We start from the raw sequence: 25,194 nt of genomic DNA, 5'->3' as shown, positions 1-25,194 counted from the left end.
CCGTCGTCTTTCAAGCTGCAGCGTTGTTACCTGCACTATCTCACCCCAGTCACTTACCCAAAAGTAAGCTCCTGGGGATGAGATAGCTTGTCGCCTAGCTGCAACTTGAAATCCATAGGGTATACAATAAAAAATCCCCAATGAATTTCGCTTGATACAGTGAAGAGGGGAATTCCGGAGTAAGGCTATGACAACCGAAATCATGCAGATCACGCTATCCGAGCAACCGGCCGATGCGCGCTGGGGTGAGAAGGCGCTGCTGAGCACCAATGACCAAGGCATCACTATCCATCTTAACGCCACCGGCAAACTGGGCATGATCCAGCGCGCGGCACGCAGGATCGATGGCCAGGGCATCAAGAAAGTGAAACTGGCCGGGGAAGGCTGGGACCTGGAAAACAGCTGGGCATTTTGGCAGGGTTATCGCGGGCCGAAAGGGCAGCGCAGCGTCGAGTGGGCAGAGCTGCCGGAAGCGGAAAGCCAAGAGTTAAAGCAACGTCTGAAGATTATCGATTGGGTGCGCGACACCATCAATATGCCAGCGGAAGAGCTGGGGCCAGAGCAACTGGCTACCCGCGCAGTCGATCTGATGTGTGCTGTCGGCTGCGATGCCGTCAACTACCGTATTACCAAAGGCGAAGATCTGCGTGAGCAAAACTACGCCGGTATTCATACCGTTGGCCGGGGTTCCGATCGTTCCCCAGTGCTGTTGGCGTTGGACTTTAACCCGACGGGCAAACCGGACGCTCCGGTATTTGCTTGCCTGGTGGGTAAAGGCATCACCTTCGACACCGGCGGCTACAGCCTCAAACAAAGCGCATTTATGGACTCCATGAAGTCCGACATGGGCGGCGCGGCGACCATCACTGGCGCATTGGCCTTGGCGGTGACTCGCGGCTTGCAACAGCGCGTCAAATTGTACCTGTGCTGTGCGGATAACATGGTAAGCGGCAACGCCTTCAAACTGGGCGACATTATCCGCTATCGCAATGGCAAAACGGTTGAAGTGATGAATACCGATGCGGAAGGGCGTCTGGTGTTGGCCGATGGCCTGATTGATGCCAGTGCGCAAAACCCTGAGTTGATCATCGACTGCGCGACCTTGACCGGTGCGGCTAAAACGGCGGTGGGTAATGATTACCACGCGTTGTTCAGCTTTGACGATACGTTGGCGCAAGAGCTGCTGGCCAGTGCGGATGAAGAGCACGAGCCGTTCTGGCGTCTGCCGCTGGCGGAATTCCACCGCAGCCAACTGCCGTCAAACTTTGCCGAATTGAACAACGTTGCCGGCCCGGCTTATACTGCCGGTGCCAGCACCGCAGCGGCCTTCCTGTCGCACTTTGTGCAGAATTACCAGAAGGGTTGGCTGCACATTGACTGCTCTGCTACCTATCGTAAAGGCGCGGTGGAGCAATGGTCAGCAGGCGCAACCGGTCTGGGCGTGCGTACGCTGGCCAACCTGTTGCTGAGCAAAGCCAAGTAACTGATACTGGCCTATCACCCTAATGTGGCACTCCGTAGGGGCGCTGCATGCTGCGCCCGTGTTAAGGCCTGATGCGGAAGTTAAGTTGTGGCACGGACGATCCCCTCTCCTTGGGAGAGGGTTAGGGTGAGGGGAATAGCACTGAAGCCGGAAAACCTCTCACCTCGGTGCTGCCAAAACGTTTAATTGATAAAGTATTTTCCCAAGGGTTCAGCTTGCTGAGCCCTTAATACATTGGAGGAGTCGGCAATGAGTTCCCACCATCATCATGATGAGGACGCCGTTTCTGGCGAAAATGAGCTTGAGCGCCTGCTGAGATTGGCAGCCTCTGAGCCTGCATATCGGCCGGCGTTTTTCCGCGAACTGCTGGATGCCACGGTCTACATTCTGGGTGACAGCGAGCAGGTGCCGCATGACGGTGAAATTACGCTGAATGCCGAGACACCGGTGAACATTCAGCACTGGGAAAAGCAGGATGGCAGCAGCGTGGTGCCGTTCTTCACCTCGTTGGAAGCACTGCAACAAGCGGTGGAGGATGAACAACCCTTTATCGCCATGCCTACTCGCGTGCTGTTTGAAATCACTCAGGGAGCAGAGCTGTTTCTCAACCCTAAAGGCACCCACGGCAAAGAATTCCTGCCAGCCGAAATCGCCATGCTGTTGGCTACCGGCGGTGTAGTGAAACCGGCAGAGCGCTATATCGATACCGAAACTCAGCTACTGCTGGGGCAGCCGGAAGAGTATCCGGCTGCGATGGTCGATGCGCTGACGACTCTGTTCAGTCAACGTAAACCGGTACGCCGCGCTTTCCTTGCGCTGATGCACGACCGCGCAGTAGACGAGAAGCCGAATCTGCTGGTTGGTCTGGAAGTGGATGGCGATGAAGCCGAGATTGAAGCCTTGATCAGCGAGGCCGGTATGGTGGCCAGTGAAACCGCGCCGAATGATGAGCCAGTCGATTTTTGCCTGGTGGAAGAGAATGCGCGTGGCGTGAGCCACTATCTGATCACCCATACCCAGGCGTTTTACCAGCGCCGCTGGGGCAGTTGGTTGCGAAATGTTATCCCTTCGACCGATAAACCCCAGTAAGCCAGCCGGGGTCGTGTTGCGTTGTCGCTGAACTATGGTGGATTAAGATAATTTTTTTTTAATGAAATGTTGATTTTTCCGTAGGCAAGCGTTAACGGCGCACATATAATCTGCGCCACTTGAAAGGCCGGCACCCCACTTTTCGCCCGGCCTGTTTTGGAAGACATAATAGAGGCCATCATGACCGTAGAACGTACCTTTTCCATCATTAAACCAAACGCAGTAGCTAACAACGACATCGGCGCTATCTATGCTCGTTTCGAGCGCGCGGGTTTCAAAATCATCGCGGCTAAAATGCTGCGTCTGACTCGCGAACAAGCCGAAGGCTTCTACGCTGAGCACAAAGGCCGTCCTTTCTTCGACGGTCTGGTTGAGTTCATGACCTCTGGCCCGATCGTGGTGCAGGTTCTGGAAGCCGAAAACGCCGTACAGCGTAACCGTGACATCATGGGCGCGACCAACCCGGACAACGCATTGGCTGGCACCCTGCGTGCTGACTATGCCGACAGCTTCACTGCTAACGCCGTACACGGTTCAGACGCGGTAGAATCTGCCCAGCGTGAAATCGCTTATTTCTTCAACGAAAGCGAAATCTGCGCTCGTTAATGGTGGTTGTTTTTCTGCTGACACCAGCTGTTTACCGGCAGATACAATAAAAATGCCGTGAAAGCCGTTCAGACGTGGAAACCCGCTACTAAAATTTGTACAATGCCGCGCCCCTGGTGAGTAATCTTGCCTGGGGCGCGTTTTTTCCCGTTAGTCTTGCAAAGCTGGCGGCGGCGAATCGTTCGCCACTTAGAACATGGGCGCAGCATGCGCGCCCCTACACACTCCTTCAAGCCATAACGTGTAATAACGAGGCTAAGAGATCATTATGTTAGAACCCATCACGCCTGAGCATACCTTGTCTGAAAATAATTCCCTGACCGTGCAAACGGAACAACCGGCTACGGCCAAAATCAACCTGCTGGATTTGAACCGTCAGCAATTGCGTGAGTTTTTCGCCAAAATGGGTGAGAAGCCTTTCCGTGCCGATCAGGTGATGAAGTGGATGTATCACTACTGCTGCGATGATTTCGAGCAGATGACCGACATCAACAAGGTGCTGCGCAATAAATTACAGAGCGTGGCGGAGATCCGCGCGCCGGAAGTGGCCATGGAGCAGCGTTCCGCTGATGGCACCATCAAATGGGCCATCACGGTAGGCGACCAACAGGTCGAAACCGTCTATATCCCAGATGGCGATCGTGCCACCCTGTGCGTGTCTTCGCAGGTGGGCTGTGCACTGGAGTGCAAATTCTGTTCCACGGCTCAGCAGGGCTTTAACCGCAACCTGCGCGTGTCGGAAATCATCGGTCAGGTCTGGCGTGCTGCCAAGATCCTGGGTGCCATCAAGGTTACCGGCCAGCGTCCGATCACCAACGTGGTGATGATGGGGATGGGTGAGCCGCTGCTTAACCTGACCAACGTGGTGCCAGCGATGGAAATCATGCTGGACGACTTTGGTTTTGGTCTGTCCAAGCGCCGCGTTACCCTGTCTACCTCCGGTGTTGTGCCCGCTTTGGACAAATTGGGCGATATGATCGATGTGGCCCTGGCCATTTCGCTGCATGCGCCAAACGACAAGATCCGCGATGAGATCGTGCCGATCAACCGCAAGTACAATATCGAGACCTTCCTGGCTGCGGTGCGCCGTTATCTGGAGAAATCCAATGCCAACCAAGGGCGGGTCACCGTTGAGTACGTGATGCTGGATCACATCAACGACAGCACCGACGACGCGCACCAACTGGCCGAAGTGCTGAAGGATACGCCGTGCAAGATCAACCTGATCCCATGGAACCCGTTCCCAGGCGCACCTTATGGCCGCAGCTCCAACAGCCGCGTTGACCGTTTCTCCAAGGTGTTGATGGAATATGGCTTTACGACTATTGTTCGTAAAACCCGTGGTGATGACATCGATGCTGCCTGCGGGCAGTTGGCGGGAGAGGTGATCGACCGTACCAAGCGTACCCTGAAAAAGAAAATGGCCGGGGAACCTATCAGCGTACGTGCGGTCTGAACCCTATAGCATGATTTTTTTGTTATCTAACAGCCTGTTATGTGAGCAGCAATCCTCCAGGCGATCGGTTAACATCGGATAAGGAAATGAGTGCAAGCATGAAGCTGAAACTGTGGGGTGTATTATTGGCGGCCAGTTTGCTGGCAGGCTGTTCCGGATCGCAACCCGATAACGATGGGCCAGCGGTGGCGGCAGGCCAGACCCGGTTGCAACTGGGCCTGGAGTATCTGCACCAGGGCGATCTACCGGCTGCCAGACAGAATCTGCAAAAAGCCGTCGATGCGGCCCCACAGGATTATCGTACCCAATTGGGCATGGCACTCTACAACCAGCAGATCGGCGATAACGCCGCGGCTGAACAGCGTTATCAGCTAGCGCTCAAACTTGCGCCAGGTAACGGTACCGTAATGAATAATTACGGTGCGTTTCTCTGTAGTTTAGGGCAGTATGTACCGGCCCAACAGCAGTTTAGCGCTGCGGCACTGGCGCCAGAATATGGCCAGGTTGCCGACAGTCTGGAAAACGCAGGTTACTGCTTCCTCAAGGCCGGTCAAAATGATGAAGCTCGTAAGTTATTAACGCGAGCACTGAAGATCGATCCGGACAAAGGGGCTCCGTTACTGGCGGAGGCAGAGAAGCAATTTGGAGAAGGGAAGCGCGCGCAGTCGCAACTTTTATTGGACAGTTATCAACATGTTCTGCCGGCGAGTGCCGACAGTCTATGGTTACAGATTCGTTTCGCCGCGTTAGCAGGCCGTCAGGATAGCGTTCAACGTTATGGCAAACAGCTAGCGCGAAGTTTTCCACAATCCAAACAGTACCAGCAGTTCTTAGCTAATGAATACTGAAGAATCCCAAGATAAAACCGTATCTATGACAACAGGTCAACGCCTGCGCCAGGCCCGTGAGCAGCTCGGTCTGAGTCAACAGGCCGTGGCAGAACGCCTGTGCCTTAAAATGTCTACCGTGCGCGACATTGAAGACGACAATATGTCTGCCGATCTGGCTTCAACGTTCGTGCGTGGTTATATCCGTTCTTATGCCAAGCTGGTGCATTTACCAGAGGAAGAACTGTTGCCGATGCTGGAAAAACAGGCACCGGTGAGAGTGGCCAAAGTGGCTCAGATGCAGAGCTTCTCTTTGGGTAAGCGCCGTAAAAAGCGTGATGGCTGGCTGATGAGCTTTACCTGGCTGATTGTGTTTGTGGTCATCGGCTTGACCGGTGCCTGGTGGTGGCAGAACCACAAGGCGCAGCAGGAGGAGATCGCCACTATGGCAGATCAATCTTCTGCACAGCTTTCTCAACACGGCGAAGGCCAACCCGTTCCGTTGACCGACGGCAACGTGGATAACGGCGCTTCTGCGGTCGATCCAGACAGCAGCCCTGCGCCGTCAGCCAGTAACTCTGCGGCTCAACAGGTTCCGGCCGTGCTTGATCCGCAGGCGGCCCAACAGCCTGCGGTGGTCGCACCAAGCCAGGCTTCTATCCCGGATGCGACTCCTACGGCTCCCGTAGCCCAGTCTCAGTTGCCGACGGGTACCGCTGGTGTTAGTGCTCCAGAGGGCGATGCCAACGGGCTGGTGATGGACTTTTCCGGCGATTGCTGGGTGCAAGTGGTTGACGCAACGGGTAAATCCTTGGTCAGCGGCATCCAGAAAAGCGGTTCTCGGCTGAATCTGGCTGGCAAGGCTCCGTTTAAACTGACCCTCGGTGCACCGGCCTCAGTACAAGTTCAATTCCAGGGTAAGCCGGTCGATTTAAGCCGGTTTGTCAAATCAAACCGTGTTGCTCGTCTGACCGTTGCCGCGCAGTAATTGCGCGGCTTTTGTCGTAATAACAGAGCAGCAGTGGAGAGTAACTGATGCATAACCAAGCTCCCATTAATCGCCGCAAATCCACCCGTATTTACGTCGGTAACGTGCCTATTGGCGATGGAGCGCCGATTGCTGTGCAATCGATGACCAACACCCGTACCACCGATGTTGAAGCGACGGTTAATCAGATCCGGGCTCTGGAGCGCGTGGGGGTCGATATCGTCCGCGTTTCTGTTCCCACCATGGACGCCGCCGAGGCGTTCCGGCTGATCAAGCAGCAGGTCAACGTACCGCTGGTGGCCGATATTCATTTCGATTATCGCATTGCGCTGCAGGTTGCCGAATACGGCGTTGACTGCCTGCGTATCAACCCAGGCAACATCGGTAACGAATCACGTATCCGTTCGGTGGTTGATTGCGCGCGCGACAAGAACATCCCGATCCGCATCGGTGTTAACGGCGGCTCGTTGGAAAAAGATATTCAGGAAAAGTACGGCGAACCTACGCCGGAAGCGCTGCTGGAATCCGCCATGCGTCACGTGGATATTCTGGACCGCCTCAACTTTGACCAGTTCAAGGTGAGCGTGAAAGCCTCCGACGTGTTCCTTGCTGTACAGTCCTACCGTCTGTTGGCAGCTCGTATTGACCAGCCTTTGCACCTTGGTATCACCGAGGCGGGCGGGGCACGCAGTGGCTCAGTGAAGTCAGCCATTGGTTTGGGCATGCTGCTGTCGGAAGGTATCGGCGATACGCTGCGCATTTCGCTGGCGGCGGATCCGGTCGAAGAAGTGAAAGTGGGCTTTGATATCCTGAAGTCCCTGCGCATCCGCGCGCGTGGCATCAACTTCATTGCCTGCCCAACCTGTTCCCGTCAGGAGTTTGACGTCATTGGCACCGTCAATGCGCTGGAACAACGCCTGGAAGACCTCATCACCCCAATGGATGTGTCCATTATCGGTTGTGTGGTAAACGGGCCGGGTGAAGCGCTGGTGTCTACCATTGGGGTGACCGGCGGGCACAAGAAGAGCGGTTTCTACGAAGACGGTGTACGCCAGAAAGACCGCTTCGATAACGAACAGATGATCGACCAGTTGGAAGCGAAGATCCGGGCCAAAGCCGCCATGATGGACGAATCGAAGCGTATTTCGATCAACCTGCTGGAAGAGTAAACTACAGCGGGTTTTAACCCGCTGATTGATTATCCGATGGCCAGATTGCGTATCCGCGTTGAATAGCGGGTGGCAAAGTCCCTATAATCGGATCCATTTTCTATAAAACGGACAGAGAACTCACGTGGCAAAAAACATTCAAGCCATTCGCGGCATGAACGATTACCTGCCGGAAGAAACGGCACTGTGGCAACGCATTGAAGGCACCCTCAAGCAGGTGCTGAGCGGCTACGGGTATAGCGAAATCCGGTTGCCGATTGTAGAGCAGACCCCGTTATTTAAACGCGCCATCGGTGAAGTGACCGACGTCGTGGAAAAAGAGATGTATACCTTCGAGGACCGCAACGGCGAAAGCCTGACACTGCGCCCTGAAGGGACGGCTGGCTGCGTGCGCGCCGGTATCGAACATGGTCTGCTGTACAATCAGGAGCAGCGTCTGTGGTATATCGGCCCGATGTTCCGCTACGAACGTCCGCAAAAAGGCCGTTACCGCCAGTTCCATCAGTTAGGGGCCGAGGTATTTGGCCTGCAAGGCCCGGATATCGACGCCGAACTGATCCTGCTGACCGCCCGTTGGTGGAAAGCGCTGGGGATTGCCGAACACGTCAATCTGGAATTGAACTCTATCGGTTCACTGGAAGCTCGCGCCAACTATCGTGACGCCCTGGTGGCATTCCTGGAACAGCATCAGGAAAAGCTCGACGAAGACTGCAAGCGCCGCATGTACAGCAACCCGCTGCGCGTGCTGGATTCTAAAAATCCAGAGGTGCAAACCTTACTTAACGATGCGCCGCGCCTTTCCGAATACCTGGATGAAGAGTCCAAAGCCCACTTCGACGGGCTGTGTGCACTTTTAGCTCAGGCCGGTATCCCCTATACCGTTAACGAGCGCCTGGTGCGCGGCCTGGATTATTACAATCGCACGGTGTTTGAGTGGGTAACCACCAGTCTGGGCGCTCAGGGCACCGTGTGTGCCGGCGGCCGTTACGACGGTCTGGTTGAGCAACTGGGCGGGCGTGCGACCCCTGGCGTCGGTTTTGCCATGGGGCTGGAGCGTTTGGTGCTGCTGGTTCAGGCGGTTAATCCGGACTTCAAGGCACCTGCCACCATCGACGTGTACGTCATATCGAGCGGTGAAGGGACCCAGAGTGCGGCCATGCTGCTGGCAGAGCAGGTGCGTGATGCTGCGCCACAGATTAAATTGATGACCAACTATGGCGGCGGCAACTTTAAAAAGCAGATCACCCGTGCGGACAAGTGGGGCGCGCGTATCGCCCTGATCCTGGGTGAAAACGAAGTCGCGGCACAGCAGGTGGTGGTGAAAGACCTGCGCAGTGGTGAACAAGAAACGCTGGCGCAAAGCGAAATCGCTGCGCGTCTGGCTTTGATGTTAGGTTAAGGAGAAGGACACCGTGGAAGTCTATACCACTGAAAACGAACAGCTTGACGCCGTGCGCAACTTTTTTGCCGAAAACGGTAAAGCTTTGGTTGTGGGTGTGGTGCTCGGTATTGGTGCCCTGGTTGGTTGGCGCTACTGGCAGAGCAACCAGACCTCCAGCATGATGGCTGCCTCACAGTCTTATCAACAGGCTAGCGTTGCCCTGGCATCGGGTAAAGCCGAAGACGTGGCTGCGGCAGAGAAGTTTATCCAGGCAAACAGCAATACCTATGGCGTATTTGCGGCTTTGGATCTGGCTAAACACTTTGCTGAGCAAGGTGATTTCGCCAAGGCAGAGCAGCAACTGATAGTGGCTCAGAGCCATGCCAAAGATGAAAACCTGCTGGCCATGGTCAACCTGCGTCTGGCGCGTGTTCAGATGCAAGAGAAAAAGCTGGATGAAGCGCTGAAAACGCTGGATGGCGTGAAAGGCGAAGGTTGGATGGCAATGATGCAAGACGTGCGTGGTGACGTGCTGTTGGCTAAAGGCGATAGCAAAGGCGCGCGCGAAGCTTACAGCAAAGGCATCGAATCCAATGCTTCTCAGGCGCTTGCGGCAGTGATGCGCATGAAATTGAATAACTTGTCCAGCTAAGGGGAATTCCCATGCAATTGCGTAAAACACTCTTGGTCGGACTGGTTTCCGTGACTTTGCTGAGTGGTTGTTCGCTGTTTAGCGGCGAAGAAGACGTGGTTACCATGTCACCGCTGCCAAAGGTTGAAAATCAGTTCACGCCAAACAAAGCGTGGAGCACATCGGTCGGTGATGGCATTGGTGCTTACTACTCTCACCTGCGCCCGGCTTATCAGGATAGCACCGTGTATGCTGCCGATCGTCGCGGTACGGTGAAAGCGATGGATTTGGCCGACGGTAAAGAAAAATGGAAGGCCGATCTCTCCGAGAAAACCGGCTTCTTCTCCAGTAACCTGCCTGCGCTGCTGTCTGGCGGCCTGACGGTGTCTGGTTCCAACGTCTACGTTGGCAGTGAAAAAGCGGTGGTTTATGCGCTGAACACTGAAGACGGTAAAGTCGCCTGGCAAACCAAAGTTGCAGGGGAAGCGATTTCCCGCCCGGTGGTTGCTGAGGGTCTGGTGCTGATCCATACCACCAACGGCCAGCTGCAAGCGTTGAACGAGTCTGATGGTGCCATCAAGTGGACGGTCAACCTGGATATCCCTTCACTGTCACTGCGTGGCGAGTCTGCTCCGGCAACGGCCTTTGGTGCAGCAGTGGTTGGGGGTGACAACGGTCGCGTTAGCGCCGTGTTGATGCAGCAGGGCCAGTTGATCTGGCAGCAGCGTATTTCCCAGCCAAGCGGTGCGACCGAAATCGATCGCCTGAACGACGTAGACACCACGCCGGTGATTGTTGACAACGTGGTCTATGCCTTGGGTTACAATGGCAATATGACGGCGCTGGATCTGCGTTCCGGCCAAATCATGTGGAAACGTGATATGGGCTCGGTGAACGACTTTATCGTCGATGCAGGCCGCATCTATGTGGTCGATCAGAATGACCGTGTGGTCGCGATGAATACCGAAGGTGGCGTTAACCTGTGGCGTCAGAGCGACTTGCTGCACCGCAACTTGACCGCGCCAACGCTGTATAACGGCTACCTGGTTGTCGGCGATGCGGAAGGTTATCTGCACTGGATTAATACCACCGATGGCCGTTTTGTGGCTCAGCAACAAGTGGATAGCTCCGGCTTCCTGTCTGCCCCGGTTGTGGCCGGTGACAAACTGCTGATCCAGGCGCGTGGTGGCAAGGTTTACGCCTTCACTCGCTAACAGTTTTAACCCCAACAAAATAACAGGCTATGTAGCCTGTTAGATTAACGGGATAACGGCTCCTGACGTCAGGGGCCGTTTCGTATTTTTAAGCTATGCCGTCGCTGTCTATTGCGCTGCATAGTAACGCATTGATTATTAAGTAATGAGGCTTCAACATGATACCTGTCGTTGCGCTGGTCGGGCGCCCGAATGTGGGTAAATCCACCTTGTTTAACCGTTTAACACAGACACGCGATGCGTTGGTGGCGGATTTCCCCGGGCTAACGCGAGACCGCAAATATGGTCGTGCTGAAGTTGAGGGTAACGAATTTATTATCGTCGATACCGGCGGTATTGATGGCACCGAAGACGGCGTTGAAACCCGTATGGCTGGCCAATCGCTGCTGGCGATCGAAGAGGCCGATATCGTCCTGTTTATGGTTGATGCCCGTGCCGGGCTGATGCCTGCCGATCAGGGGATTGCCCAACACCTGCGCAATCGCCAGAAGGCGACGTTCCTGGTTGCCAACAAAACCGATGGCATGGATCCAGACACGGCGACGGCGGATTTCTATTCCCTGGGCCTGGGCGATGTCTACGCGATCGCCGCTTCCCATGGCCGTGGCGTCACGCAGCTGATTGAGCACGTGCTGGTGCCGTTCATCCCGGCCAAACCGGAAGAAGTCGAGCTGACCGAAGAAGAAGCCAATGCCGCCTATTGGGCTGAGCAGAACGGTGAGCTGGAAGAAGGCGAATATGAAGATCCGGAAGACGATTTCAACCCGCAGGATCTGCCGATCAAGCTGGCGATCGTTGGCCGCCCTAACGTAGGTAAGTCGACGCTCACCAACCGTATTCTCGGCGAAGAGCGTGTCGTGGTGTTTGACATGCCTGGCACCACCCGCGACAGCATTTACATCCCGATGGTGCGTGACGAACGTGAATACGTGCTGATCGACACCGCCGGGGTGCGTAAGCGTGGCAAGGTTACCGAGACCGTCGAGAAATTCTCGGTGATCAAAACGCTGCAGGCGATTGAAGATGCCAACGTAGTGTTGCTGGTGGTTGACGCCCGCGAAGGCATTTCCGATCAGGATCTGTCGCTGCTGGGCTTTATCCTCAATAGCGGGCGTTCACTGGTGATTGCGGTCAACAAGTGGGACGGCATGAGTGAGGAAGACCGCGATCACGTCAAAGAGATGCTCGATCTGCGCCTGGGCTTTGTCGATTTCGCGCGTGTGCACTTTATCTCTGCGTTGCACGGCAGCGGTGTGGGTAACCTGTTCGAATCTGTGAACGAAGCCTATGAGTGCGCCACTCGTCGCGTAAACACCTCGATGCTGACCAAGATCATGCAGATGGCCGCCGAAGACCACCAGCCACCGTTGGTGCGTGGCCGCCGCGTGAAGCTGAAATACGCACACGCCGGGGGTTATAACCCGCCTATCGTGGTGATCCATGGTAACCAGGTGTCCGATCTGGCCGACTCCTACAAACGTTACCTGATGAACTATTTCCGTCGTTCACTCAAGGTAATGGGCACGCCGATCCGCATCCAGTTCAAAGAGGGTGAGAACCCGTTTGCCGGTAAGCGCAACACCTTGACGCCAAACCAGATGCGCAAGCGTAAGCGCTTGATGAGCCACCTGAAGAAGTCTAAATAACAAAATTGGGCGTGGTATAGATACCGCGCCCTTTTTTTATCCCGCTTAACGTGTTCTATTATCTACCAATATCTCCTCTTTACCGACTCAGCGAAGGAACCTCATGTCCTGGGAAACCTGGAGTTTTGCCTTTAGCGTCACCGTGCCCAATTTATTGATGATGCTGCTGGGGATCCTGCTGCGCCACTGTCGGCTGATGGACGATCGCTTTATTGATGGGGCTACCAAGCTGGTCTTCAATCTGGCGCTGCCTTGCCTGCTGTTTTTCAGTATTGCCACCAACCACCCGCAACTGCGCGATAATTTCGCACTGGTGATCTACGGTGCGGTGGGCACGATAGCGACCTTCCTGCTGCTGGAGATCGCGGCCAAGTGGCTGGTGAAAGAACCCCGTGAGCGCGGCGTGTTCGTGCAGGGCGGGTTCCGGGCGAATACTGCGATTGTCGGTTTGGCTTATGCCATGACCGCCTACGGTGATGAAGGCGTCGCGATTGCTTCGTTGTATCTGACCGTGACGGTGATCCTGTTTAACGTGCTGTCGGTGATCACGCTGACTCGCAGCCTGCAAGGCGGCAATGGGCAGAAGATCAAACACCTGTCATTGCTACGCAGCATCGTGACCAACCCGTTGATCCTGGGGCTGCTGAGTGGCTTGGCCTATGCGCAGACCGGGCTGGGTATTGCACCAGTACTTAAGCAGACCGGTAGTTATATCTCAGGTCTGTCATTGCCATTAGCTTTGCTGTGTACCGGGGCCAGCCTCGATCTGCGGGCGATGTTCCGATCTTCCAACGTCGCGGCGTTGTCATCGTCGGCTAAACTGTTTTTGGTACCGGTGCTGATGACGTTGGGTGGCTGGCTTTGCGGTTTCGAGGGCGCTACGCTTGGCATTATTTTTATGTTCTCGGCGACGCCTACTGCTTCTGGCAGCTATGTGATGACCCGTGCCATGGGGGGTAATGCGACGTTGGCCGCCAATATTATTGCGATCACCACGGTGGGTTCCTTCTTTACCACTGCGTTGGGGATCTCTTTCTTACGCTCGTGGGGCGTGATTTAAACCTGGAGGAAAGATGGACGCTTTATGTCCGGTTTGTGCCCAGCCGATGAACTGGGTGAAGGGTGACTACCATTGCGACACTTGTCATAGCGATTACCGGCAGCTTGCCGACTGCCCCGACTGCGGGCAACCGTTGCAGGAGCTGAAAGCCTGTGGGGCCGTGGACTACCTCTGCCAGCACGGCCATGGCCTGATCTCCAAAAAGCGGGTGAAGTTCAGCTACCAACGCATCGAATGATCTCAATAGAGCCGGTGGTCGTGCGTACTGACCGCTGGGGTCACCTTGTTGGGGCTGAGCCGTTTGACCGAGGACCGTACCGCTAAGCGGCCATGCAGCAGCATATTGCTGGGTGGCGCATCCGGGCGCAGCATACGGCGTTGCAACAGCGCGATGGCTTCGGTGCCCAACTCATCACGAGGCACGTGAACGGAGGTTAGCGGCACGTCGTGGATCTCCGCCAGATTAAAACCATCTGTACTCATTACCGACATATTCCCCGGTACACCGATGTGCATTTTCTTGAGCGCATTGACGGCCCCCACCGCCATATAGTCACCCCCTGCCAGGATTACTGTCGGCAATAGTGCCCGGTCAGTGACGCCGTTGATAAAGGCTGTGATGGCCTGTTCGGCTTCTTCACTGCCGAAACCGGAGGTGGTGACCAGATGCTGGCGATCGTCGAACAGAACATTGTGCCGCGTATAGGCCTGCTTAATCCCCGCCAGCCGCAGTTCCATGGTGTTGCGCCGTAGGCATTGCAGATTGAGGATACGGCTGTGGCCCTGCTGGAACAGATAATTGGCGGAATATTCCCCAATCAGTTGGTGATCGGGGGAAACGCTGTCCAGTCGCATCTGGCGATCGGTACAGTTGATCAGGATGCAGGGTTTGTTCAGATCGGCGGCCAGCGTATGGATATGGTCGTCGTCAATACCGATGATTAGTACGGCTTCGGTTAACGGATCGCTCATCTTTTCCAAAAACAGCATGCTGTCGCTGTGTTGTTCCTCCAACCCGCAATAGCGGATCCTCACGTCATGTTGCGCTAATGCGCTAGCGATCCCCTGGATCACCTTGTAGTAAAAGATATCGGTGCGGACATCAAAGGCGCGCTGTGGGGCAAACACCATCACGTTGTTCAACATCAACCTGCCGTTGGAAAGCCCCTGCAAAATACCGTTTTGCTGCGCGCAGGCCAGCACCCGTTGCCGCGCCTCGGCACTGGTATTGGATTTCCCTGCCAACACGCGGGAAACCGTGCTGATCGACAACCCGGTTTGGCGTGCAATTTCCTGTATTTTCAGCTTTCCGTTCAATTTGTGATCTCCTTCAAATTCAGCCATGAAAATATTCTCATGGAACCCATCGCCCTTATCTACGGCGTTATATGGCCATAACGGCGAAATTTTAGCTAGCTTATGAAAATTCTTGCAAAAATCGCCATTTCACTCGTGCTCCCCGCTGGTTAGTCTGCATTGGTACACCAATTTTATAGATTTATCAGTCCAATTCATTGGCTGGAATACAAGTAAAACAACATTAAATCATAGGGTTGTCGCAGCATTGACGTTGTATTTGTGGCCGGCGTCACAAATAACGCTGTTAAAACCTCCGTTAGCCAGAGTTGCCCTACCAAATAGGCGTATTGTCGCCACGGAGATCTTGATGAGTGTAGAAATCAATCAAACGGTAGCAGCCAGCAGCCGCCGTAAATTCAAATCATTACGCTGGTGGATGTTGGCCCTGTTCCTGCTGGGCGTCACGGTTAACTACATTACCCGCAACTCGCTAGGTATTCTGGCACCGGAGCTGAAAACCAGCCTCAACATGACCACTGAGCAATATTCCTGGGTGGTGGCGTCCTTCCAACTGGCTTATACCGTATTCCAACCGATCTGCGGTTGGTTGATCGATGTTATCGGCCTGAAGATGGGGTTCCTGGTGTGTGCCAGCATCTGGGCTGTGGTGTGCATGATGCATGCCGGTGCGGGTACCTGGTTGCAATTGGCGATCCTGCGCTTCTTCATGGGAGGGGCCGAAGCGGCAGCCACGCCAGCTAACGCCAAGGCTATTTCCGATTGGTTCCCGAAAAGAGAACGGCCGATTGCTGCTGGTTGGGCTGGGGTTGGTTTCTCGATCGGGGCGATGTTGGCTCCGCCAATCATCGTGATTGCTCATGTGTCCTTCGGCTGGCAGGGAGCGTTCCTGTTCTCCGGTGCCCTGGCGTTGATCTGGGTGGTGCTGTGGTGGGTGTTTTATCACTCGCCGCAGGATCACCCGAACCTGAGCCAAAAGGAATTCGACTTAATCAACGAGGATAATGAGCCGGTGCTGCCGAAGTTGCCGTTCTTTAAATCGTTGGCGATCTTGTGCAAAAACAAAAAATTCTACGGTATTGCCATTCCGGCGTTTCTGGCCGAACCGGCCTGGGCGGTATTCAGCTTCTGGGTGCCGCTGTACCTGGCTACCGAGCGCGGTATGGATCTCAAACAGATCGCCATGTTTGCCTGGCTACCGTTCCTGGCGGCAGATATCGGCAGCGTCGCCAGTGGTTATCTCACCACGCTGTATCGCAAATGGTTTGGTTGTTCTCGCGTGAACTCGGTCGTGACCAGTTCAGTGACCGGAGCCTTCATGATGGTGTCGCTGGCGTTTGTTGCCATCACTAAAGATCCCTACATCGCGATCGCGCTGATCTCCATTGGTGGCTTTGGGCACCAGGTGATCTCCTGCATGTTGAGCGCGCTGGTCGTGGAGTCCTTCGATAAAAACCAGATGGCGACAGTGAACGGCATGCGCGGCTCCAGCGCCTGGATCGCCAGCTTCCTGTTTACGCTGCTGATTGGTGCCGTGTCCGACACCGTCGGCTTCAACCCGCTATTCGTCGCGATGGGCTTCTTCGATCTGATCGGTGCCATGTTCCTGATTGGCTTGATCGCCGAGCGCGGCAAAAAACCTTCACCTACTGTTTAAGTTGGATCCCTATGAAAACGTTAAAAAACTGGACGCTGGCAGGACAATTCGCCGATCGTGTTGAACTGCTGGTGGACGAGCAACATTTGTTCTGTCTGTATGTGTTGGAAAACAATCTGTTCCGTGTGCTGATCAAACGCCATGGCGAACTGGCACTGGATCGCACCTGGAGTATCGCCCCGCAAGAGGATGTGCCTTGGGAAGGGCGAGATCGCCTCAGCGTTGCCGGTTTTGGCCTGCCGGGTTATCAACTTCAGCAGCAGGGCGATACTTTGACGGTGGCAACGCCGCAACTGCGAGTGACGGTCCATCAACCGCTGTGGCTGGAATGGGAATATTGCAACGCGGCGGGGGAATGGTTGCCATTGGCAGCGGATCGCCCGACCAGTGCCTATCTGCTTAATGCGCACGGTGACGGCGTGGCGCACTATCAGCGCCGCCACAAGGGCGAACGTTATTATGGCCTGGGTGAGAAGGCGGGCGATCTGGAGCGTACCGGCCGCCGCTTTGAGATGCGCAATCTGGACGCGATGGGTTACAACGCCGCCAGCACCGATCCGCTCTACAAGCATATCCCGTTTACCATCACGCGCCGTGAAGAGGTCAGTTTTGGCCTGTTCTATGACAACCTGAGCAGTTGCTGGTTGGATCTGGGTAATGAGATCGACAACTATCACCTGGCCTATCGCCGCTATCAGGCTGAGGCGGGCGATCTGGATTACTATCTGTTCCTGGGCCCTCGGGTGCTCGACGTCACCAAAGCCTTCGTGCGGTTGACCGGTAAAACCCACTTTGGGCCAAAGTGGAGCCTGGGTTACAGCGGCTCGACGATGTATTACACCGACGCGCCAGATGCCCAACAGCAGTTGCAGCAGTTTATCCAGCTGTGCCGCCAACACGCCATCCCGTGTGACTCGTTCCAGCTCTCTTCTGGCTACACCTCGATCAATAACAAGCGCTATGTGTTCAACTGGAACTACGACAAGGTGCCGCAGCCCAAGCAACTCAGCCAGGCTTTCCACGATGCGGGATTGAAGCTGGCGGCGAACATCAAACCCTGCCTGTTGCAGGATCACCCCAAGTACCAACAGGTGGCGGAGCTTGGCTTGTTTATCCGCGATTCGCAAAGCGACGGCCCGGAGCGTTCCAGCTTCTGGGATGACGAAGGTTCACATCTCGATTTCACCAATCCGGCCGCCGTGCGCTGGTGGCAGCAGGGGGTGACAGAGCAACTGTTGGAGATGGGGATTGATTCCACCTGGAATGACAACAACGAGTATGAAGTGTGGGATGGTGAAGCACGCTGCCACGGCTTCGGCAAGCCAATCGCCATCAAGCATATTCGCCCGGTAATGCCGTTGCTGATGATGCGCGCCTCATTTGAAGCTCAACAGCGTTTTGCACCGAACCTGCGGCCTTATCTGATCTCACGTTCCGGCTGTGCCGGGATGCAGCGCTACGTGCAAACCTGGAGCGGAGATAACCGCACCAGTTGGCAAACCCTGCGCTATAACACCCGCATGGGGGTTGGCATGAGTCTGTCTGGGCTGTTTAACGTTGGCCATGACGTTGGTGGTTTCTCTGGCGATAAACCCGATGCGGAACTGTTGGTACGTTGGGTACAAAACGGGGTAATGCACCCGCGCTTTACCATCCATTCGTGGAACGATGATGCCACGGTTAACGAACCCTGGATGTACCCAGCGGCGACGTCAATGATCCGTGAGGCGATCAACCTGCGCTATCGACTGATGCCGTACTTCTACACGTTGCTGTGGCTGGCAAGCCATGACGATGAACCGATGCTGCGGCCTACCTTCCTCGATCACGAACACGATGATCGCACCTTCGGCGAGACCGATGATTTCCTGATTGGCCGCGATCTGCTGGTGGCCAGCGTGGTGGATCAGGGGCAACGCCAGCGCGAAGTCTATCTGCCGGACAACGTTGATGGCTGGTATTGCTTCTATAGCGGCCAATGGTACAGCGGTGGGCAAACTATTGTGCTGGACGCACCATTGGAACGCTTGCCGCTGCTGGTTCGTGCTGGTGCCGGGATCCCGATGTCACAACGACTGGCGCATGTGGATATCGCAGCAGACGATCGCCGGGAGTTGCGGCTGTTCCCCACCAAGGGCTGTGGATGGTCCTCAGGCCTGTTGTTTGAAGATGACGGGGAAAGTCATGGCTGGCAGCAGAACAATGCGCTGTGGCTGCGCTGGGAGGCGGTGAGCGACAATCAGCGTATCGAACTGACCATCACCTGCGAAGGGCATTTCAAACCGGCATGGCAAGCGCTGAAGGTTGTACTGCCTGTTGGCGAGGCCCGTGAACTGTGGGTGAACGGCGTTGGTCGCGATAGCTATGAGTTGTAACTGAGCGCATTAGTTGAGGGCTTTAGCTAAATCTCTTGATCAGAGTTGCTGGTCAAGAGACTTTGCGAGTCTGATCCAGAGCCAGGAAGGCCATAAAGTGCCGGTAAACGCTTGTGGTAGGTTTTTTTATGTGAAGTCCAGGGATGACCTACATGAAAAAAACTACCTCCACGCTGCATGATGCAGTGTTTAAAAAGTTTCTTACCCACCTAGACACTGCGCGTGATTTTCTTGAACTGCACTTACCGTCGGTATTGCTGCAAGCTTGTGATTTAAGCACGTTAAAACTGGAGCCTGGCAGCTTTATTGAGAGCGATCTGCGCGCCTGTTACTCTGATGTGCTCTACTCGTTGCAAACCGTGAAGGGAGACGGCTATGTGTACGTTTTGATCGAACATCAAAGCAGCCCTGACAAACATATGGCATTTCGTTTAATTCGTTATGCCATTGCCGCGATGCAACGCCATCTTGATTTCGGGCACGACCAGCTTCCTCTGGTCATTCCGACCCTGTTTTATCACGGAAAGGTGACGCCTTACCCTTATTCAATGAGCTGGCTGGAGGAGTTCAGTGAACCCGACTTGGCCAGGCAACTTTATGCGGGGCATTTTCCGCTGGTTGACGTAACGGTCATCCCAGACGATGATATTATGCGACATCGCCGTATGGCTATTTTGGAGTTGTTGCAAAAGCATGTGCGGCAACGCGATCTGTTCGAACTGCGGGAACAACTGGTCACATTACTGTTGGCCGGATACACGACTAAAGAGCAACTTTTATCACTGATGAGCTACATGCTGCAGGCGGGGAGTACAACAGAACCGGGAAGGCTGATCCGTGAGTTGGCCAGTCGCGCGCCAGGGCATGAGGAGGAATTGATGACTATTGCAGAATATCTCGAGCAAAAAGGGCGAGAAGAGGGGCGATTGGAAGAGGCCCTGAAGATAGCTCGCTCCATGCTGGCGAATGGCTTCGAACGCACCATGGTAATGAAACTGACCGGCCTTTCAGCAAAAGAAGTCGATCAGCTTCACCACTAACGGCTATTCCACCACGCGTTTCTTACGCGGCTTTTTCGCCACGGTGATGGTTTTGACTTCGCTTTCTACCCAGCCATCTTGCAGGCGGGTTTTCAGCATTTCCCCGACCTGTGCCTGCTTGGTGGTTTTCAATAACTCACCCTGCGGTGTCTGCGTCACGCTATAACCACGCGCCAACGTCGCCAGCGGGCTAACGGCCTCCAACTGACTGCATGCCACGCCAAAGCGCTGGCGATAGCCATTGAGCTGTCGCTCCATCCCTTGCTGCAAACGATATTCCTGCTGCTGAATACGCTGCTGCAAACGGTGAATACGGCCCATCGGCTGTACCTGCGTCAAGCGCTGCTGTACACGCTCACTGCGGCGGGAGGATAACCGCAACTGCTGCTGCATCCCCTCTTCCAAACGGCGCTGAAGCTTGAACAACAGCGTTTGCTGCCGTGCCAGCCGCAGGTGCGGATGCTGTTGTTGCAGACGATGGTTGATGCGGGTGAACTGCTGCTGGCGCTGCGCCAGATAATAATCCATCGCCATTTCCAGCCGCTGTTGCTGTGACTGTAACTGGCGTAACAGCTCAAGCTGATTACGGCTGACCAACTCTGCGGCGGCGGAAGGGGTAGGTGCCCGCAGGTCGGCAACAAAGTCGGCTATGGTGACGTCGGTTTCATGGCCAACGGCGCTGACGATCGGAATATGGCTGGCAAAAATGGCCTTTGCGACGCGTTCGTTGTTAAAGCTCCATAAATCTTCTAACGAGCCACCGCCGCGTCCGACGATCAGTACATCACACTCATCGCGGCGGTTGGCTGTTTCGATAGCGCGGACGATCTGCAACGGAGCTTCTGCGCCCTGTACGGAGGTTGGATAAATCACGATCGGCAGCGAAGGGTCACGCCGTTGTAGCACCTGCAAAATATCGTGCAGTGCCGCGCCGCTGGCGGAAGTGATCACCCCAACGCGCTTGGCTGGGCTCGGCAGCGGTTGCTTGAACTGCTGATCAAACAAACCTTCGGCCGCCAGGCGCTGTTTTAGCTGCTCGAATTGCTGTTGCAGCAGGCCGTCACCGGCAGGCTGCATGCTTTCGGCAATCAGTTGGTAATCACCGCGTGGTTCATACAGGGTGATGCTGGCGCGCACTAACACCTGCTGGCCATTTTGCGGGCGGAAGGTGGTGCGGCGGTTGCTGTTGCGGAACATCGCGCAACGCACCTGGGCACGGTCATCTTTCAGCGTGAAATACCAGTGGCCGGAGGAGGGCTGGGAGAAGTTGGAGATCTCGGCAGAGAGCCAAATCTGCCCCATTTCCATTTCCAGCAGCTGTCGAACCGTCTGATTGAGGCGGCTTACGGTAAAAATGGACGGTGAAGTAGGTAGTGACATGTGACCCAGATCAAATTTCAAAACAAGCACTTAATTGGTCGATATTACAGCTCGGCGAAAGGTAATCAAGAGTTTTTGTAAGAAAGTGCTGGAGGCAACCGATTACGCTCTGTATAATGCCACGGCAATATTTTATCTTTTCCGCATCCACCTTGGTGAGATATTGCCCATGCTACGTATTGTAAAAGAAGCTCTAACGTTTGATGACGTTCTCCTGGTTCCAGCCCACTCCACAGTTCTGCCTAATACCGCAGATCTTGGCACCCAACTGACCAAAACTATCCGCCTGAATATCCCTATGCTGTCCGCAGCTATGGATACCGTAACCGAATCCAACCTGGCTATAGCGCTGGCGCAGGAAGGCGGTCTGGGCTTCATTCACAAAAACATGTCCATTGAGCGCCAGGCGGAAGAAGTCCGCAGGGTGAAAAAACATGAAAGCGGCGTGGTCACGGACCCAAAGGCCGTCACGCCTTCCACCACTCTGGCGGAAGTGAAAGAGTTAACCGCGCGTAATGGTTTTGCTGGTTACCCGGTTGTGACCGAAGAAAACGAACTGGTGGGGATTATTACCGGCCGTGACGTTCGCTTCGTGACCGATCTGACTCAGCCCGTCACTGCGGTGATGACGCCAAAAGAGCGCCTGGTTACCGTCAAGGAAGGCGAAGCGCGTGAAGTCGTGCTGCAAAAAATGCACGAAAAACGCGTTGAAAAAGCGCTGGTAGTGGACGATAGCTTCCATCTGCTGGGCATGATCACCGTCAAAGACTTCCAGAAAGCAGAGCGTAAACCTAACGCCTGTAAAGATGAGCATGGCCGTCTGCGCGTAGGCGCTGCGGTGGGCGCCGGTGCCGGTAACGAAGAGCGCGTTGATGCGCTGGTTGCCGCCGGTGTTGACGTACTGCTTATCGACTCTTCACACGGTCATTCCGAAGGCGTGCTACAGCGCATCCGCGAAACCCGTGCCAAATACCCAGATCTCCAAATTCTTGGCGGTAATGTCGCTACCGGGGCTGGTGCCAAAGCCCTGATGGAAGCCGGCGTGAGCGCGGTAAAAGTCGGTATCGGCCCTGGTTCCATCTGTACCACTCGTATCGTTACTGGCGTGGGAGTTCCTCAAATCACCGCTATCGCCGATGCAGTTGAAGCGCTGGAAGGTACTGGTATCCCAGTTATCGCTGATGGTGGTATCCGTTTCTCTGGTGATATCGCCAAGGCCATTGCTGCCGGTGCGTCCTGCGTAATGGTCGGTTCGATGCTGGCTGGTACGGAAGAATCTCCGGGCGAAATCGAGCTGTATCAGGGCCGTTCGTTCAAATCTTACCGTGGTATGGGTTCTCTGGGCGCGATGTCCAAAGGCTCTTCTGACCGTTACTTCCAGACCGATAACGCCGCTGATAAACTGGTGCCAGAGGGTATCGAAGGCCGCGTAGCTTACAAAGGCATGCTGAAAGCGATCGTTCATCAACAAATGGGCGGCCTGCGTTCCTGCATGGGTCTGACCGGCTGTGGCACTATCGATGAATTGCGTACCAAAGCCGAGTTTGTACGCATCAGCGGTGCCGGTATTCAAGAAAGCCATGTGCATGACGTGACCATCACCAAAGAATCACCAAACTACCGCATGGGCTAATGCTTTACTCTCTCCCCTTTGGGGGAGGGAAGGGATGGGGGGCAACCCTCATCCCACATAACCTTTTTGCTCTTTTTCTCTGTTGCTGGAATTTGCCTCACATGACAAAAAATATTCATAAGCATCGCATCCTGATCCTGGATTTCGGTTCACAATACACCCAACTGGTTGCCCGTCGCGTGCGTGAGATTGGTGTTTACTGTGAGCTGTGGGCCTGGGACGTTAGCGAAGAGCAGATCCGCGAGTTCAATCCAAGCGGCATCATCCTCTCCGGCGGCCCGGAAAGCACCACCGAACTGAACAGCCCGCGTGCGCCAGAGTATGTCTTCACCGCAGGTGTACCAGTGCTGGGCGTATGCTACGGCATGCAGACCATGGCGATGCAATTGGGCGGCCACGTTCAGGGGTCAAACGAGCGTGAGTTCGGTTATGCGCAGGTGGAAATCACCCAGGCAAGCGCCCTGATCCGTGATATCGAAGACGCGATCAGCCCGGCAGGCAAGCCAGTGTTAGACGTTTGGATGAGTCACGGCGATAAAGTGACCGCTATCCCAGCAGATTTTGTCACCGTTGCCAGCACCGATACCTGCCCGTTTGCCATTATGGCCAACGAAGAAAAACGCTTCTACGGAGTGCAGTTTCACCCGGAAGTGACCCACACCCGCCAGGGCCAACGCATTCTGGAACGCTTCGTCCTGGATATCTGTGGTTGCGAAGCCTTGTGGACGCCTGCCACCATCATCGAAGATGCCGTTGCGCGTATTCGTGAACAGGTTGGCGAAGATCATGTGATCCTCGGCCTTTCTGGCGGCGTTGATTCTTCTGTTACCGCTATGCTGCTGCATCGTGCGATTGGCAAGCGCCTGACCTGCGTATTCGTAGATAACGGCCTGTTGCGTCTGAACGAAGCCGATCAGGTGCTGGAAATGTTCGGCGACCATTTCGGTCTGAACATTGTGCACGTGGCGGCAGAGAATCGCTTCCTGAGCGCGCTGGCAGGCGTTGATGAGCCAGAAGCCAAACGTAAGATCATTGGCCGCGTGTTTGTTGAAGTGTTTGACGAAGAAGCTTGCAAGCAGAGCGCCGTGAAGTGGCTGGCGCAGGGTACCATCTATCCGGATGTGATCGAATCCGCGGCTTCCGCTACCGGTAAAGCGCACGTGATCAAATCGCACCACAACGTCGGTGGCCTGCCGAAAGAGATGAAGCTGGGCCTGGTTGAGCCGCTGAAAGAGCTGTTCAAAGACGAAGTGCGCAAAATCGGTCTGGAGCTTGGCCTGCCGTATGACATGCTGTTCCGCCACCCGTTCCCAGGGCCAGGTCTGGGCGTGCGCGTATTGGGCGAAGTGAAGAAAGAGTATTGCGATCTGCTGCGCCGTGCCGATGCGATCTTTATCGAAGAGATGCATAAAGCCGATCTATATAACAAGGTCAGCCAAGCGTTCACCGTGTTCTTGCCAGTGCGTTCCGTGGGCGTGATGGGCGATGGCCGTAAATACGATTGGGTGGTTTCACTGCGTGCGGTAGAAACCATCGACTTTATGACCGCGCATTGGGCACATCTGCCGTACGATTTCCTCGGCCGTGTTTCCAACCGCATCATTAACGAAGTCAACGGTATTTCCCGTGTGGTTTATGATATTAGCGGGAAACCACCGGCAACGATTGAGTGGGAATGATTGTCGTTCGGTACATACCAGCGCCAATTAGCTCGCAATAAATGCCCTGAAGCCCGCGTAATTGCGGGCTTTTTGTTTTTTTGGGCCTGGTAAATCCTGGCAGTTTTGCGCATTTTCAAGCTCAGAGTTTGTTCGGTATAGTACTAGGCATTGATTGAGACCAATAATGGGGTAGCCAGCAATATACTTCGCTATCATAGTATTGATATTAATCTCATCATCTGTTCTAGTAAGTCGTCGTAAGTCATGATTTTGATGGTGCGGTTGGTGTTGATTACGCGAAGCGTTTCTTTCTGCTTAAGAGTGAGGTTTTTTGAGCGGCCGATTACGACTGCTCCCTCAACAACGTATTCTTTTTTTAGCCAGTTAGGTACATTTTTTTTCCCACTTCTAATTTCACCTATCCAGTCTTCGACTTGCTGTCCCGCATGGGTAACTTTGCTACGTAAACGGTTATCTTTGGTGAAAATTTTATCCACATGCCTTTCTAACTCGACCAGTAATATTCGCCTATGTGACTGTTCATACTCCAGGACCATATCTGGGTCATGTATTCAATGTGT

21 protein-coding genes are annotated in these 25,194 nt (G+C 54.7%); 18 read left to right on the top strand and 3 right to left on the bottom strand.

Translation table 11 applies throughout. The features are described 5' to 3' along the window. The first annotated feature begins 187 nt into the window (after positions 1–187). The 13 genes from pepB to U869_RS0104775 all read left to right on the top strand — a co-directional run bounded on the left by pepB (position 188) and on the right by U869_RS0104775 (position 13,788). The gene (gene pepB / locus U869_RS0104840) at positions 188–1,483 is read left to right on the top strand and encodes an aminopeptidase PepB (protein ID WP_025119802.1); all 1,296 of its coding nucleotides are present in this window, start codon (positions 188–190) and stop codon (positions 1,481–1,483) included. Between the two features lie 249 nt (positions 1,484–1,732). Continuing rightward, positions 1,733–2,572 carry an enhanced serine sensitivity protein SseB gene (gene sseB, locus U869_RS0104835; protein WP_025119801.1) on the top strand — a complete coding sequence of 280 codons (840 nt, stop codon included), beginning with the start codon at positions 1,733–1,735 and terminating at the stop codon, positions 2,570–2,572. Between the two features lie 180 nt (positions 2,573–2,752). Then, positions 2,753–3,178 carry a nucleoside-diphosphate kinase gene (gene ndk / locus U869_RS0104825; protein ID WP_025119800.1) on the top strand — a complete coding sequence of 142 codons (426 nt, stop codon included), beginning with the start codon at positions 2,753–2,755 and terminating at the stop codon, positions 3,176–3,178. A gap of 268 nt (positions 3,179–3,446) precedes the next feature. Continuing rightward, positions 3,447–4,634: a bifunctional tRNA (adenosine(37)-C2)-methyltransferase TrmG/ribosomal RNA large subunit methyltransferase RlmN gene (locus tag U869_RS0104820; RefSeq protein WP_025119799.1), complete on the top strand. Its 1,188-nt coding sequence runs from the start codon at positions 3,447–3,449 to the stop codon at positions 4,632–4,634. Between the two features lie 98 nt (positions 4,635–4,732). Further along, positions 4,733–5,482, top strand: coding sequence for a type IV pilus biogenesis/stability protein PilW (gene pilW, locus U869_RS0104815; protein ID WP_025119798.1), 750 nt, complete (start codon positions 4,733–4,735; stop codon positions 5,480–5,482). Beyond that, on the top strand, positions 5,472–6,449 hold the full coding sequence (gene rodZ, locus U869_RS0104810; RefSeq protein ID WP_025119797.1) for a cytoskeleton protein RodZ: 978 nt from the start codon (positions 5,472–5,474) through the stop codon (positions 6,447–6,449). The genes pilW and rodZ overlap by 11 nt, the downstream gene beginning before the upstream one ends. Positions 6,450–6,496: 47 nt before the next feature. Beyond that, complete coding sequence (gene ispG, locus U869_RS0104805; protein ID WP_025119796.1) at positions 6,497–7,618, top strand: flavodoxin-dependent (E)-4-hydroxy-3-methylbut-2-enyl-diphosphate synthase; 1,122 nt, start codon at positions 6,497–6,499, stop codon at positions 7,616–7,618. Positions 7,619–7,742: 124 nt separating this feature from the next. Continuing rightward, positions 7,743–9,017: a histidine--tRNA ligase gene (gene hisS, locus U869_RS0104800; RefSeq protein WP_025119795.1), complete on the top strand. Its 1,275-nt coding sequence runs from the start codon at positions 7,743–7,745 to the stop codon at positions 9,015–9,017. A 13-nt stretch (positions 9,018–9,030) separates the two neighbouring features. Beyond that, on the top strand, positions 9,031–9,651 hold the full coding sequence (locus tag U869_RS0104795; protein ID WP_025119794.1) for a YfgM family protein: 621 nt from the start codon (positions 9,031–9,033) through the stop codon (positions 9,649–9,651). An 11-nt stretch (positions 9,652–9,662) separates the two neighbouring features. Next, the gene (bamB, locus tag U869_RS0104790) at positions 9,663–10,844 is read left to right on the top strand and encodes an outer membrane protein assembly factor BamB (protein WP_025119793.1); all 1,182 of its coding nucleotides are present in this window, start codon (positions 9,663–9,665) and stop codon (positions 10,842–10,844) included. A 158-nt stretch (positions 10,845–11,002) separates the two neighbouring features. After that, positions 11,003–12,490, top strand: coding sequence for a ribosome biogenesis GTPase Der (gene der / locus U869_RS0104785; RefSeq protein WP_025119792.1), 1,488 nt, complete (start codon positions 11,003–11,005; stop codon positions 12,488–12,490). A gap of 103 nt (positions 12,491–12,593) precedes the next feature. Then, the gene (locus U869_RS0104780) at positions 12,594–13,550 is read left to right on the top strand and encodes an AEC family transporter (protein WP_025119791.1); all 957 of its coding nucleotides are present in this window, start codon (positions 12,594–12,596) and stop codon (positions 13,548–13,550) included. A 13-nt stretch (positions 13,551–13,563) separates the two neighbouring features. Beyond that, positions 13,564–13,788, top strand: a complete 225-nt coding sequence (locus U869_RS0104775) for a zinc ribbon domain-containing protein (protein ID WP_025119790.1) — start codon at positions 13,564–13,566, stop codon at positions 13,786–13,788. A 2-nt stretch (positions 13,789–13,790) separates the two neighbouring features. Here U869_RS0104775 and U869_RS0104770 read toward each other — a convergent pair whose 3' ends face one another. Further along, the gene (locus tag U869_RS0104770) at positions 13,791–14,867 is read right to left on the bottom strand and encodes a LacI family DNA-binding transcriptional regulator (protein ID WP_025119789.1); all 1,077 of its coding nucleotides are present in this window, start codon (positions 14,865–14,867) and stop codon (positions 13,791–13,793) included. A gap of 349 nt (positions 14,868–15,216) precedes the next feature. On the opposite strand from U869_RS0104770, the gene U869_RS0104765 reads away from it, so the two are divergent. From U869_RS0104765 to U869_RS0104755, 3 genes are all read left to right on the top strand, one after another. Continuing rightward, positions 15,217–16,524: an MFS transporter gene (locus U869_RS0104765; RefSeq protein ID WP_025119788.1), complete on the top strand. Its 1,308-nt coding sequence runs from the start codon at positions 15,217–15,219 to the stop codon at positions 16,522–16,524. A gap of 11 nt (positions 16,525–16,535) precedes the next feature. Next, the gene (locus U869_RS0104760; RefSeq protein ID WP_025119787.1) at positions 16,536–18,899 is read left to right on the top strand and encodes a glycoside hydrolase family 31 protein; all 2,364 of its coding nucleotides are present in this window, start codon (positions 16,536–16,538) and stop codon (positions 18,897–18,899) included. A 152-nt stretch (positions 18,900–19,051) separates the two neighbouring features. Next, positions 19,052–19,939 carry an Rpn family recombination-promoting nuclease/putative transposase gene (locus U869_RS0104755; protein ID WP_025119786.1) on the top strand — a complete coding sequence of 296 codons (888 nt, stop codon included), beginning with the start codon at positions 19,052–19,054 and terminating at the stop codon, positions 19,937–19,939. A gap of 3 nt (positions 19,940–19,942) precedes the next feature. Here the strand turns inward: U869_RS0104755 and xseA are convergent, their stop codons facing one another. Beyond that, positions 19,943–21,319, bottom strand: a complete 1,377-nt coding sequence (gene xseA / locus U869_RS0104750) for an exodeoxyribonuclease VII large subunit (protein ID WP_025119785.1) — start codon at positions 21,317–21,319, stop codon at positions 19,943–19,945. Between the two features lie 169 nt (positions 21,320–21,488). On the opposite strand from xseA, the gene guaB reads away from it, so the two are divergent. Next, positions 21,489–22,952 (top strand): IMP dehydrogenase, encoded by a 1,464-nt coding sequence (gene guaB, locus U869_RS0104745; RefSeq protein WP_157834712.1) that lies wholly within the window; start codon positions 21,489–21,491, stop codon positions 22,950–22,952. A 101-nt stretch (positions 22,953–23,053) separates the two neighbouring features. Further along, positions 23,054–24,631 (top strand): glutamine-hydrolyzing GMP synthase, encoded by a 1,578-nt coding sequence (gene guaA, locus U869_RS0104740; protein ID WP_025119783.1) that lies wholly within the window; start codon positions 23,054–23,056, stop codon positions 24,629–24,631. Between the two features lie 194 nt (positions 24,632–24,825). Here the strand turns inward: guaA and U869_RS0104735 are convergent, their stop codons facing one another. After that, positions 24,826–25,170 (bottom strand): Shedu anti-phage system protein SduA domain-containing protein, encoded by a 345-nt coding sequence (locus U869_RS0104735; protein WP_025119782.1) that lies wholly within the window; start codon positions 25,168–25,170, stop codon positions 24,826–24,828. Positions 25,171–25,194: the final 24 nt, after the last annotated feature.

The sequence above is a fragment of the Serratia sp. H1w genome, assembly GCF_000633355.1.
In the GTDB taxonomy this organism is placed as follows: Bacteria; Pseudomonadota; Gammaproteobacteria; order Enterobacterales; family Enterobacteriaceae; genus Chania.
Note: the sequence above shows the minus strand (reverse complement) of the source record. Positions and strands in the feature narration are given on the sequence as shown.

Coding starts and splice junctions, on each gene's coding strand:
- U869_RS0104755 (WP_025119786.1), top strand. CDS start 19,052: ATGAAAAAAACTACCTCCACGCTGCATGATGCAGTGTTTAAAAAGTTT.
- guaB (WP_157834712.1), top strand. CDS start 21,489: ATGCTACGTATTGTAAAAGAAGCTCTAACGTTTGATGACGTTCTCCTG.
- sseB (WP_025119801.1), top strand. CDS start 1,733: ATGAGTTCCCACCATCATCATGATGAGGACGCCGTTTCTGGCGAAAAT.
- U869_RS0104735 (WP_025119782.1), bottom strand. CDS start 25,170: ATGGTCCTGGAGTATGAACAGTCACATAGGCGAATATTACTGGTCGAG.
- ndk (WP_025119800.1), top strand. CDS start 2,753: ATGACCGTAGAACGTACCTTTTCCATCATTAAACCAAACGCAGTAGCT.
- pilW (WP_025119798.1), top strand. CDS start 4,733: ATGAAGCTGAAACTGTGGGGTGTATTATTGGCGGCCAGTTTGCTGGCA.
- U869_RS0104765 (WP_025119788.1), top strand. CDS start 15,217: ATGAGTGTAGAAATCAATCAAACGGTAGCAGCCAGCAGCCGCCGTAAA.
- bamB (WP_025119793.1), top strand. CDS start 9,663: ATGCAATTGCGTAAAACACTCTTGGTCGGACTGGTTTCCGTGACTTTG.
- guaA (WP_025119783.1), top strand. CDS start 23,054: ATGACAAAAAATATTCATAAGCATCGCATCCTGATCCTGGATTTCGGT.
- rodZ (WP_025119797.1), top strand. CDS start 5,472: ATGAATACTGAAGAATCCCAAGATAAAACCGTATCTATGACAACAGGT.
- ispG (WP_025119796.1), top strand. CDS start 6,497: ATGCATAACCAAGCTCCCATTAATCGCCGCAAATCCACCCGTATTTAC.
- U869_RS0104820 (WP_025119799.1), top strand. CDS start 3,447: ATGTTAGAACCCATCACGCCTGAGCATACCTTGTCTGAAAATAATTCC.
- xseA (WP_025119785.1), bottom strand. CDS start 21,319: ATGTCACTACCTACTTCACCGTCCATTTTTACCGTAAGCCGCCTCAAT.
- der (WP_025119792.1), top strand. CDS start 11,003: ATGATACCTGTCGTTGCGCTGGTCGGGCGCCCGAATGTGGGTAAATCC.
- U869_RS0104760 (WP_025119787.1), top strand. CDS start 16,536: ATGAAAACGTTAAAAAACTGGACGCTGGCAGGACAATTCGCCGATCGT.
- U869_RS0104775 (WP_025119790.1), top strand. CDS start 13,564: ATGGACGCTTTATGTCCGGTTTGTGCCCAGCCGATGAACTGGGTGAAG.
- pepB (WP_025119802.1), top strand. CDS start 188: ATGACAACCGAAATCATGCAGATCACGCTATCCGAGCAACCGGCCGAT.
- U869_RS0104780 (WP_025119791.1), top strand. CDS start 12,594: ATGTCCTGGGAAACCTGGAGTTTTGCCTTTAGCGTCACCGTGCCCAAT.